The sequence below is a fragment of the Frigoribacterium sp. 2-23 genome, assembly GCF_049601585.1.
Classification (GTDB): domain Bacteria; phylum Actinomycetota; class Actinomycetes; order Actinomycetales; family Microbacteriaceae; genus Frigoribacterium.
The window spans coordinates 2,808,501-2,819,709 of sequence record NZ_CP187126.1 but is presented as its reverse complement, the minus strand read 5'-3'; the positions used below and the strand labels follow the sequence as shown (position 1 = coordinate 2,819,709).

Sequence of the window (11,209 nt, the reverse complement as noted above, 5' to 3'; positions counted from 1 at the left end):
GTCATGTCGTGGGGGAGAGGAGCGGGGAGGGGTGCCCCTCCTCGAACGAAGTGACCCGTCGGGCTGATGTGTGTGCGGAACATCGGCCGAACGGGTCATGTCGTTGGGGAGAGGAGCGGGGAGGGGTGCCCCCCCTCGAACGAAGTGACCCGTCGGGCTGATGTGTGTGCGGAACATCGGCCGAACGGGTCACTTCGTTGAGAAGGGGAGTTTCGGGTCAGACGACCGGGCCGCCGTCGTCCCGCGTCGAGCGGCGCGTGACCTGCTCGCCGCTGGCCGGGTCGATGCCCGTGCGCGACGTCGACACGACGCTCCGCTTGCGGAAGGCGAGTGCGATGCCGAGGATCGTCACGACGACTCCGGCCGCGATCAGGATGTAGCCGATCAGCTGGATGTCGATTCCTGCGACCTGGAAGTCGAGAGCGAACGCGAGGATCGCGCCGATCACGATCAAGGCGATTCCGCCGCCGATGCTCATGGTGTCTCCTTCGTGCGAGTTCCGTCCGCCGGGGCGGTCGCGCGGCCACGCGGGTGCGAGGCTGCGCCGCCCACCCTACGCACGTGCTGGAATGTGTGTTCCGGTCTCGCCGAGGAGGACTCGCGCCGCCCCTCCTCGGCGGCGTTCCCTCCGAGACGGTGGCGTCGGGCCCGCCGACGGGTGGGCGCGGGCGATCCTCGCATGAAAAGGTCTCGACAACGCCCCGCAGTTCGGTAACCTCGTCTCACTCCGGTCGGCGCCCGGCCAGGTCGATCCTGTTGAGCGACGCCCGTTGCTCGTTTCCCGGTGGTGGATCATCTGGCCGGGGCCGTCGGAGCCCCTCGCCTAGTGCCCGTCGTCGACGCGCGTCAGGGCATTGCCTCGGTTGTAGACGGCGAGTGCCGTCTCGGACCAGTCGTTGCGGGTCGACGTGATCGTGCTGCCGGAGCCGGGGGCGTACAACCCGCGCACGTCCCTCGAGGAGGTTCGGCTCGGCTGATACGTCGTGCCCGAGATCTCGACGGTGTTGGCCCCGGCCCGCACGTCGACGACCGCGACCGGGGCGTTCGTGCCGGCCTTCGCCGCGCCCGCCGCATCGGGGTCGGCATCGACTCCGACCACGGTGTTGTCGGCCACGGTGAGGGCATCGTTGCTGTGATAGACGGTGATGGCGCGGGCACGGCTGTCGTCGAGGGTGTTACCCGAGACCTCGAGACCGCGCGTCAGGTAGACGGTGACGGCCGCGTCGATTTCGCCACCACCCATGCCGACGACGGTGTTACCGACGACCCGGCCGGTGGCCCGTTCGGCGTCCGAGCCGACCGTGTCGCCCGCCCCCTTGACGAGGATGCCCGAGGCACGGAGCCCGTCGCCGGTATACGACACCACGTTGTTCGAGACGACGCAGTCGAGCGGCGCGAACACGTATGTCTCGGCCGATGCGTCGGCCGTCGTGGTCTCGGGTGGCGCCTTGGCGGGCACGACCGCTATGCCGACGTGGCACTGGCGTACGACGTTGCGATCGATCACGATGCCCTCGCCGGCATGGGTGTCGATGCCCTCCCACTTCGTCACGCCCGTGATCGTGTTGCCGGTGACGCGGACCCGCGCCGATCGCGGCGTCGTGGCGAGGTCGAAGTCGGTGTCTCGGGTCACGGCGATGCCATACGAGTTGACCGCGCCTCCTGCCTGCGTCACGGTGCTGACCCTGTTGTCGGCGACGTCGCCGTCGACGCAGGACAGCAGCATGATGCCGGCGTAGCCGACGCTGTCGATGATGACGTCCGCCACCCGGAAGCCCGTCACCTGTGACAACGTCACGCCGCCGTAGCTGAAGCCGGTCATCACTCCGCCCGTGATCGTGATCCGCTGGAGCGGCGTGCCGGGTCTGCCGGCCGCGAGGATGCCGCGCCCTGCTCCTGCGCGATCGGCCCAGGTGCCGCTGAGCCGTGGGTCGGCGATCGACACGTCGTCGCTCGTGATCGTGATGGCCGCGACGTCAGGGCGCGTGACGATGATCAACCCCGCCGGACGGAACGTCACCGTGACCGGCTTGTCGATCGTCCAGGTCGTCGATCGCGTATAGGCCTGGTCGACCTCGAGCAGGCCGCCCGGCTCGGTCGCGGCGAGGGCGGCCTCGAGGGATGCGAACCGGGACGACAGCGTGCCCGCATCGGCCGGTGCCCTCGTGACGATCAGCCCGATCGGGACGAGGGCGGCCACGACCGTGCCGGCACCGGCGATCACGACCGCCCGGCGACTGAGCCCACGGCGGGGCCGCCCGACGTCCGAGCTCGTGTCGCCGTCCGTGTCCTGCCGCGCATCAGTCCCCATCCAGAAGATGATATGTCGAACATCTCACGCTGGCTACCCCTGACGCTGTCGGACAGCCGGTCGCCGGGGTAATTCGCGACCATCTCGCCGAGGCACCACGTTGTTGTCGGCGTGTCGCGCCTCCTGGGCTCGGATCGGTCGCAAATTGCGACGAGCACGAGCGAGCACGGACAGCAAGCGGCGGGCTGGCGGGCGCGGCCGGCGCGGGCGCGCTAGCGGCGTGCCGCGTGCAGCAGGTCGACGACGGCGCGCAGCTCGTGCGCGTCGAGTTGACCGGGCGCACTCGCCCGGCCGGCCGACCCGAACGTCAAGCAGGAGCCGAACGTCTCGCCCGCCACCCGCGACACGACGCCGAGCGGTCCCATCGACATCGTGATGGCGGGCAGCAGTCCGGGGCCCCGGCGGTAGTCGTCGGTCGCGGCGAGGAGCGTGAGGACGTCGGCGGGGGACTGCGGCATGACGGCGACCTTGACGACGTCGGCGCCCCACTCCTGCTGCTGCAGCAGACGCGAGACGATCTCGGCCTGGTCGGGCGTCGCGTCGAAGTCGTGGGACGACATGACGACCGGGACGTCGTGCGCATGGGCGTGGTCGACGATGCGTTCACGGGCATCGGGCTCGGTCGTCATCTCGACATCGACGGCATCGACCGCCCCGCTCTCGACGGCGGCGGCGATGAGCCGCTCGTACTCGTCCGGGGCGATCGCGCAGGCGCCCCCCTCCGCCTCGGTCCGGAACGTGAACAGCAACGGCTTGTCGTCGGGCAGGGCCTCGCGAACGGCCCGCGCGAGGGCGCCGGCGTCGATCGGCCCCGCACCCGCGGCTGCATCCGCACCCGTGCTCGCACCCGCACCCGCACCCGCGCTCGCGGTCGCACCCGCACCCGCGCCCGCGCTCGCACCCGCGCTCGCGGCGACATGATCGACGCGTAGCTCGACGACGTCGTAGTCGCGCGGGTCGAGCGAGGCGGCCGAGGCGACGAGCGCCTCCACGGTCGTGTCGACGAGCGGCACGCACACGGCCGGCCGCCCGTCGGCGAGGACGACCGAGCGCAGCGTCACGGGGATCGGAGCGGCCACGGTCAGCTCACCGCCACGGCCGGCAGGCCGACCCTCTCGCGCATCGCGGCGCGCACCGAGGGCTCGTCGGGCAACTCCGCGCCGTGCCCCGAGAACAGCCGGATCTGACCGATCGCCTGCTCGACGAGCATGTCGAGGCCGCTGAAGACGACGCCGCCCGCGGACTGCCACTGCTCGGCGATCCGCGAGGGCCACGGGTCGTAGGCGACATCGAACAGCACGGAGGCGCTGCTCGCCGGGGTCAGCGGCAACGCATCGGCCACCCCACCGGGCAGCGTGCTGATGACGAAGTCGAGGGGGCCGGCCGTAGCGAGGTCGCCGAGCGGGCGGACCGCGAGCTCGACGCCGAGGGCCGAGGCGAGCCCGGTCAGCTCGCCCGCCCGCGACGTGTCGCGGAGGTACACTGCGACCCGGCGGGCACCGAGTCGGTGGGCCGAGAACAGGGCGGAGGCGGCGGTCGCGCCCCCGCCGAGAATGGTCGCTGCGTCGGGTCGGGTCGCCTGCCAGGTCTCGACGGTCCGGACGATGCCGTCGACGTCGGTGTTGTGCCCCTGACGCCGAGGCCGGCCGGAGGTGCCGACTGCGGTGCCGCGGTCGGCGCCGTCGGTGCCGCCCTCGGCGCCTGCGTCGGTGCCGCCGTCGGTGCCGAACACCAGCGTGTTCGCGACGTCGAGGCGCGCCGCGAGGTCGGACACGTCGTCGAGCAGCGGCATGACCTCGCGCTTCAGCGGCATCGTCAGGCTGAGCCCGAGCCAGCTGTCGTCGAGTCCGTCGAGGAACGCCGCGAGCTCGCCCGAGCGCACCTCGACCCGGTCGTAGTCGAACGGCAGGTCGAGCAGCTCGTAGGCCGTCCGATGCAGCTCGGGCGAGAGGGAGTGCGCGATGGGCGACCCCAGCACGGCCAGTCGGCGGCGACGAGCTGCGGTCATGCGGTCCCTCTCTCGGCACGGACGGTGCGACGGCCCGCCGACGGAGCGGGCGAGCGGCGACTCAGCCTATCGTCGCGGCCTGCGGGCGGCAGCGCGACGTGACCCGCGCCTCCTGCGTGACCCGCGCCTCCTCGGCAGTCATGACCAGATAGCCGACACGTGATGGGCGCGAACGTTAACAGCAGATGACGATTCACAGCTGATCCTTGTGAGCGTCCCAGGCCGGTTTTAGCATCGTGAGGTCGTGCGTCGGGACTCCCGGGCGGCACGACGGCCCCCTACATCTGCAGCCAGGAGACCAGCACAGCCATGCGCGCCCTTCCCCCCACCTCACAGCACACGGCGGGAGGCACGCGGCGTCGACGCGGTGTCCTCGCCTCGCTCGCCGTCACCACGCTCGCGGTCGGTGTCCTCGCCGCCGCCCCGGCCCACGCCGAGCCCGTCCGGGTCGACATCGTCGGCATCAACGACTTCCACGGTCGTCTCGAGGCGGACACCGGCTCGAACACGACCATCGCGGGTGCGGCCGTGCTCGCCGGCAAGGTCGACCAGATGCGTGCGGCTCAGCCGAACACGCTGTTCGTGTCATCGGGCGACAACGTCGGCGCCTCGACCTTCACGTCGTTCATCCAGGACGACAAGCCGACCCTCGACGCGCTCAACGCGATGAAGCTCGACGTGTCGACGATGGGCAACCACGAGTTCGACCGCGGCCAGGACGACTTCAACAACCGCATCGAACCGGCCAGCGCGTTCGACAACATCAACGCGAACATCTTCAGCACGGCGACCGGTGAGCGCGCGTACCAGCCGTACTCGATCAAGGAGATCGGCGGTGTGCGCGTCGGATTCATCGGTGCCATCACCACGCTGATGCCCGAGCTCGTCAGCCCGGCCGGCATCGAGGGGCTCGAGTTCCGCGACGTCGCGGCCTCGGTCAACCCGATCGCCGCCCAGCTCACCGACGGCGACGACAGCAACGACGAGGCGGACGCCCTCGTCCTGCTCGTGCACGAGGGCGCGTCGAGCGCCGCGCTCACCAGCTCGACCGACGACTCCGACTTCGGCAAGATCGTCAAGAACGTCTCGCCCAAGGTCGACGCCATCCTGTCGGCGCACACGCACCAGAGCTACGTGCACCAGATCATCCCGAACGGCGGCGCGACGCCGCGTCCGGTGATCCAGACCGGCAGCTACGGCGCCAACCTCAGCCACCTGTCGCTGAACATCGACCGCTCGGCCCCGGTCGGCCAGAAGGTCACGCAGGCCGCCGCGCCCGAGAACATCAAGCTGTTCAAGTCGGCCCCCGAGAACGCCGCGGTCGCCGAGATCGTCAAGAACGCCGTCGCCGAGGCGAACGTGAAGGGTGCCGTCAAGATCGGTGACATCACGGCCGACTTCCTCCGCGCGAAGCAGACCGACGGGTCGGAGAACCGCGGTGGCGAGTCCACGCTCGGCAACTTCGTCGCCGACGTGCAGCTCGCCGCGACCGCGAAGGACAACGGCGCGCAGATCGCGTTCATGAACCCCGGCGGCCTCCGCGCCGATCTGTTGTACAAGTCGTCCGGCGCGGGTGACCCGGACGGCAACCTCACCTACAAAGAGGCCGCCGCAGTCCAGCCCTTCGCGAACACGCTGACCGTGCTCGACATGACGGGTGCGCAGATCCGTCGCGTCCTCGAGCAGCAGTGGCAGCCGGCCGGATCGAGCCGTCCGTTCCTGAAGCTCGGCGTCTCGAAGGGCCTGGCGTACACGTACGACCCGAACGCCGTGGCCGGCTCGCGCATCGACACCATCACCCTGAACGGCGCGCTGCTCGACGACGCGACGACGTACAAGGTGACCGCGAACTCGTTCCTGGCCGCGGGTGGCGACAACTTCTCCGCCTTCGCGACCGGCACCACCGCCGCCGACACGGGCAAGGCCGACCTGCAGAGCCAGGTCGACTACTTCACGGCGAACCCGACCCCGGCCAAGCCCGACACCGCTCAGCGCTCGGTCGGCATCACGTCGCCCGACGTCGTCGGCCCGAACGGCTACCAGATCGGCGACACGATCACCGTGAAGCTGTCGTCGCTCGGCTTCAGCAACGGCGTCACCATGCCGTCGACGGCGAACGTGGCCTACGAGGGCACGGCACTCGGGGCGGTCGCGCTCGACAACACGATCGTCGACAAGGGCGACGAGCAGGGTCAGGCGACGCTGCAGCTGAAGGTCGTCAAGGCATCGGCTCCCGCCGTGCGCGCGCTGGCGATCCGCACCCTGCAGGTCACCGTCCCCGGTACCGACACGGCCGTCACCGTCGCCGCGGCGATCCCCGACGACGCGTCGCTCGTGCTCGTCAACGCCGTCGCGGTCGACCCCGGCACGCCGACCGACCCCGGAACGCCCACCGACCCGACCACGCCCGGTGCGGGCCCGGTCGTCCCCGGTGCCGGCCCCGGAGCCGGTTCGGTGACGAACCCCGGCACCACGACGCGCGCCGGCTCGGGCGCCCTCGCCTACACCGGCTCGGAGTCGACCTTCCCGTCGCTCCTGGCGGCCGTGCTGCTCCTGCTGCTCGGTGGTGGCGCGCTGGTCGTGGCCCGTGCCCGCCGCCGGTCGGGCGACGTCGTGTCGTCCGTCGAGGGTGGGTCGGACTCGGAGCGCACCGTCTGATCGCCTGACGCTCGCTGACGACGCGACCCGTGCCTCCTGAGATCGAAGGAGGCGCGGGTCGCGTCCGTCTGCGGCCCGCGTCGCGCTCGGCTCGCGTCGCGTCGGGCTCGGGCTCGGGCTCGGGCTCGGGCCCGGGCTCGGCTCTCGGCTCGGCTGTCGGCGGCAGCCGCTAGCCTCGCTGCTGTGACGACCGAGTACCACCGCCTGTTCCGGGTGCGGCCCGCCTACCGGTGGTGGAAGCCGCTCCTGGCGGTTGCCGTGGCCGTCGCGCTGTACGTGCTGCTGTCGCTCGTCTTCTATGCGGCCGTGTATGCGATCGTCCGGGCGGTCGGCGGATTAGATGCCGGGCAGCGGCTCTCGAGCGCCGTCGCCGACGACCCGCTGAACGCCGCCGACCCGTTGGTCATGCTCATCTCGCTGGGCTCGATCGCGATGCTGCTGCCGTCGGTCGTCGTCGCCTCGCGCGTCGTCGGGTACCCCTCGCTGACGAGCGTGGCGGGGCGGCTGCGCTGGCGCTGGCTCGCGCGCTGCCTCGTGCCCGGGCTCGTCTTCGTCGCCGTCTCGACCGTTCTCAGCTCGGTCGTCGTGCCGGCGTTGACGGGGCAGCCGATCTCGTTCGGCGAGGTGACGACATCGCCGACCACACTGGTCTGGGCGATCGTCGTCATCGTCGTGCTCGTCCCGCTGCAGTCGTCGGCCGAGGAGTTCGCGTTCCGCGGGTTCGCGATGCAGACGCTCGGGGCGTGGCTCCGCTGGCCGGTCGTCGCCATCGTGCTCCCGACCGTGCTGTTCGCCGTGCTGCACCGGTACAACGTGTGGGGCGTGCTCGACGTGGCCGTCTTCGGCATCTCGGCCGCCTATCTGACCTGGCGCACGGGAGGGCTCGAGGCCGGCATCGTGGCGCACGTGCTCAACAACACGGTCGTGTTCGTGCTGCTGGCGCCGTTCTCGGGGGTCGCGGCGAGCGATGGCAGCCCGCTCGGGCTCGCGGTGACGCTGATCTCGACGCCCCTGTACGTCTGGCTCGTGCTGCGCGCGGCCCGGCGTTCGGGGGTGGGGCGAGTCCTCCCCAGCTCGTCCCGCGGGCCCGCCGTCCACAGCGACACCGCGACTCGCTGAGCCTGTCGGCGGCGTTACCTAGACTCGTCGCGTGACTTCTTCAGCCGTTCCCCCCGTGCCCGCCTCGGCCGTCGCGGGGTCGCCGCTCGAGGTGCTGCACCGGGTCTTCGGCTACGAAGCGTTCCGGGGCAACCAGGCGGCGATCATCAACCAGGTCGTGTCGGGCGGCGACGCCCTGGTGCTGATGCCGACCGGTGGCGGCAAGTCGCTCTGCTACCAGGTGCCCGCGCTGGTCCGCGAGGGAACGGGCATCGTCGTCTCACCGCTGATCGCGCTGATGCAAGACCAGGTCGACGCGTTGGCGGCCGTCGGCGTGCGCGCGGCGTTCTTGAACTCGACCCAAGACCCCGACACCCGTCGCTCCGTCGAGAGTGCGTTCGTCGCGGGCGAGCTCGACATGCTGTACCTGGCCCCCGAGCGGCTCAAGCTCGAGTCGACCAAGAACCTCATCGATCGTGGCACGGTGTCACTCTTCGCCATCGACGAGGCACACTGTGTCGCGCAGTGGGGTCACGACTTCCGCCCCGACTATCTCGAGCTCTCGGTGCTGCACCAGCGCTGGCCCGACGTCCCGCGCATCGCACTGACCGCGACCGCCACCGAGACGACCCACCGCGAGATCTCGCGGCGCCTCGAGCTCGACTCGGCGAAGCACTTCGTCGCCGACTTCGACCGGCCCAACATCCAATACCGCATCGAGGCCAAGGACGGCCCGCAGCAGCAGCTGCTCCGCTTCATCCGTAGCGAGCACGACGGCGACGCCGGCATCGTCTACTGCCTGTCGCGCAAGTCGGTCGAGTCGACGGCCGAGTTCCTGGTCAAGCAGGGCATCCCCGCGCTGCCCTATCACGCCGGTCTCGACGCCGGCGTCCGGGCTCGCAACCAGTCGCGCTTCCTCCGCGAGGACGGCATCGTGATGGTCGCGACGATCGCGTTCGGCATGGGCATCGACAAGCCCGACGTGCGGTTCGTCGCCCACCTCGACCTGCCGAAGTCCGTCGAGGGCTACTACCAAGAGACGGGTCGCGCAGGGCGCGACGGCCTGCCATCGACCGCCTGGCTCGCCTACGGGCTGCAGGACGTGATGCAGCAGCGCCGCATGATCGACCAGTCCGAGGGCGACGCCGAGCACCGCCGCAAGCTGAGTGCGCACCTCGACGCGATGCTCGCCCTCTGCGAGACGGTCGAGTGCCGCCGCGTGCAGCTGCTCGGCTACTTCGGTCAGGCGAGCACGGCGTGCGGCAACTGCGACACGTGCCTCACCCCGCCCGAGTCCCTCGACGGCACCGTCCCGGCGCAGAAACTCCTGTCGACGATCGTGCGACTCAAGCGCGAGCGCGACCAGCAGTTCGGGGCGGGGCAGATCATCGACATCCTGCTCGGCAAGACGACACCGCGCATCACGCAGAACCGTCACGAGCAACTGGCGACGTTCGGCATCGGCACCGAGCTCGGCGACCTCGAGTGGCGCGGAGTCGTCCGACAGCTGCTCGCCCAGGGGGTCCTGAGCGTCTCGCCCGACGGCTACGGCACCCTGCTCATCACCGATCTCGCAGCCGAGGTCCTCTCGGGGACGCGTCCCGTGCGCCTGCGTCGCGAGGCCCCGAGACCCGCGCGCGCCTCCCGGTCGTCGCGGGGTGTCCGCTCCGGAGCCGGCACCCGGTCCGGTGCCGGCGCGGCCGATCTCGACGCGGCCGACGTGCCCCTGTTCGAGACGCTGCGGCAGTGGCGGGCCGGTGTCGCGAAAGCCCAGGGGGTGCCCGCCTACGTCGTGTTCGGCGACGTCACGCTGCGGGGCATCGCGGCCTCGAAGCCGTCGAGCCTGTCGGCGCTCGCCGGCATCAGCGGTGTCGGGCAGAAGAAGCTCGACACGTATGGCGAGCAGGTGCTCGCCGTCGTCGGGGGTGCGTCGCCCGACGAGGCCGCCGCGGCGGGCTCGGCGCCGACGGTCGCCGGGTCTGCCTCGGCTGCTGCGTCCGCCGGGTCTGCACCGCGGGGCCCGTCGTTCGCGGCCGCTCCCGCACCGGCCTCGGCCCCCGTGTCGAGCTTCGACATGCCGCCCGACGAGGAGCCCCCGTTCGACCCCTACGACGAGTCCGTCCCGCCCGACGCCGACTGGCACTGAGCGCTTCCCCGCCCCCTTCCCGAACGATGTGTCGCGTCGGGTGGGTGTTGGGCTCGAACATCGACTGGTAGTGACACTTCGTTCGGAGGGCGGGTCCGCGCGAGCGTCCTGTCCGAACGATGTGTCGCGACGGGTGGGTGTTGGGCTCGAACATCGACATGTAGTGACACTTCGTTGGGAGGGCGGCGCGACACAGAGGGCATACCCACGCCGGCATATGCGGTGGGTCACCCTAGAGGGTGCTCACTTTCTTCAGCAGGGCGATCCTCGCGCCCCTGGTGCGCCTCCTCTGGCGTCCGAAGATCGTCGGACGTCGCAACGTTCCGCGTCACGGGGCCGTGATCCTCGCCAGCAACCATCTCTCGTTCATCGACAGTGTCGTCATCACGCTCATGGCTCCGCGGCAGGTCGCCTTCCTCGCGAAGAACGCCTACTTCACCGGCACGGGTCTCAAGGGCCGCCTGTCCCGTCTCTTCTTCTCGGGCATCGGGGCCATCGGCGTCGAGCGCGGAGCGGGCTCGGCCGCGCAGCACGCCCTTGACCTCGGTCTCGAGCGCCTCGAGGCGGGGGAGGCCTTCGCGATCTACCCCGAAGGCACGCGCTCCCTCGACGGACGCCTCTACCGCGGCCGGACGGGTGTGGGCTGGCTCGCGCTCACGAGCGGTGCGCCCGTCGTGCCCGTGGCACTCACCGGCACGCAGGACATCCAGCCCGTGGGCAGTCGCCTCCCGCGCCTCCGGAGGTTCACCGTCGAGTTCGGAGAACCGATCGACCTCTCGGTGCACGGCGACGCCGCGTCGGGACGCGCCCGTCGCCACGCGACGGACGCGGTCATGACGGCGATCCAAGCCCTCAGCGGTCAAGAGCCCGCCGGTGTCTACAACGAGCCCCCGGCACCGTCGGTCGTCGCGAGGGTCCGTCGCGCGCTCCGCCGCGACCCCCTCGGCCCCGATCCTCTCGACTGACCAGCCGACCCGCCTCCCGCCAC

Annotated in this window: 9 protein-coding genes; 5 read left to right on the top strand and 4 right to left on the bottom strand. The window is 70.9% G+C overall.

What is annotated here, in order from left to right:
* Nucleotides 1–217: 217 nt before the first annotated feature.
* The 4 genes from ACPEEZ_RS13335 to ACPEEZ_RS13320 form a co-directional block, all read right to left on the bottom strand.
* The gene (locus tag ACPEEZ_RS13335) at nt 218–478 is read right to left on the bottom strand and encodes a DUF6458 family protein (RefSeq protein WP_423919975.1); all 261 of its coding nucleotides are present in this window, start codon (nt 476–478) and stop codon (nt 218–220) included.
* Nucleotides 479–823: 345 nt separating this feature from the next.
* Nucleotides 824–2,311 carry a hypothetical protein gene (locus ACPEEZ_RS13330; protein ID WP_423919973.1) on the bottom strand — a complete coding sequence of 496 codons (1,488 nt, stop codon included), beginning with the start codon at nt 2,309–2,311 and terminating at the stop codon, nt 824–826.
* A 212-nt stretch (nt 2,312–2,523) separates the two neighbouring features.
* Complete coding sequence (aroD, locus tag ACPEEZ_RS13325; protein WP_423919970.1) at nt 2,524–3,390, bottom strand: type I 3-dehydroquinate dehydratase; 867 nt, start codon at nt 3,388–3,390, stop codon at nt 2,524–2,526.
* A 2-nt stretch (nt 3,391–3,392) separates the two neighbouring features.
* Nucleotides 3,393–4,319: a shikimate dehydrogenase family protein gene (locus tag ACPEEZ_RS13320; RefSeq protein ID WP_423919967.1), complete on the bottom strand. Its 927-nt coding sequence runs from the start codon at nt 4,317–4,319 to the stop codon at nt 3,393–3,395.
* Nucleotides 4,320–4,628: 309 nt separating this feature from the next.
* Between ACPEEZ_RS13320 and ACPEEZ_RS13315 the strand changes: the two genes are divergently transcribed.
* The 5 genes from ACPEEZ_RS13315 to ACPEEZ_RS13295 all read left to right on the top strand — a co-directional run bounded on the left by ACPEEZ_RS13315 (nt 4,629) and on the right by ACPEEZ_RS13295 (nt 11,186).
* Nucleotides 4,629–6,977, top strand: a complete 2,349-nt coding sequence (locus ACPEEZ_RS13315) for a bifunctional metallophosphatase/5'-nucleotidase (protein ID WP_423919964.1) — start codon at nt 4,629–4,631, stop codon at nt 6,975–6,977.
* A gap of 29 nt (nt 6,978–7,006) precedes the next feature.
* Nucleotides 7,007–7,150, top strand: a complete 144-nt coding sequence (locus tag ACPEEZ_RS13310; protein ID WP_423919961.1) for a hypothetical protein — start codon at nt 7,007–7,009, stop codon at nt 7,148–7,150.
* Nucleotides 7,151–7,160: 10 nt separating this feature from the next.
* Nucleotides 7,161–8,096 carry a lysostaphin resistance A-like protein gene (locus tag ACPEEZ_RS13305; RefSeq protein ID WP_423919959.1) on the top strand — a complete coding sequence of 312 codons (936 nt, stop codon included), beginning with the start codon at nt 7,161–7,163 and terminating at the stop codon, nt 8,094–8,096.
* A gap of 31 nt (nt 8,097–8,127) precedes the next feature.
* Nucleotides 8,128–10,221, top strand: a complete 2,094-nt coding sequence (gene recQ / locus ACPEEZ_RS13300; protein ID WP_423919956.1) for a DNA helicase RecQ — start codon at nt 8,128–8,130, stop codon at nt 10,219–10,221.
* Nucleotides 10,222–10,460: 239 nt separating this feature from the next.
* Nucleotides 10,461–11,186, top strand: a complete 726-nt coding sequence (locus tag ACPEEZ_RS13295; protein ID WP_423919954.1) for a lysophospholipid acyltransferase family protein — start codon at nt 10,461–10,463, stop codon at nt 11,184–11,186.
* The last annotated feature ends 23 nt before the right edge of the window (nt 11,187–11,209 follow it).

Excerpts from the sequence above, each read along its gene's own strand:
- ACPEEZ_RS13335 (WP_423919975.1), bottom strand. The coding sequence starts at position 478 with ATGAGCATCGGCGGCGGAATCGCCTTGATCGTGATCGGCGCGATCCTC.
- ACPEEZ_RS13330 (WP_423919973.1), bottom strand. The coding sequence starts at position 2,311 with ATGGGGACTGATGCGCGGCAGGACACGGACGGCGACACGAGCTCGGAC.
- ACPEEZ_RS13320 (WP_423919967.1), bottom strand. The coding sequence starts at position 4,319 with ATGACCGCAGCTCGTCGCCGCCGACTGGCCGTGCTGGGGTCGCCCATC.
- ACPEEZ_RS13315 (WP_423919964.1), top strand. The coding sequence starts at position 4,629 with ATGCGCGCCCTTCCCCCCACCTCACAGCACACGGCGGGAGGCACGCGG.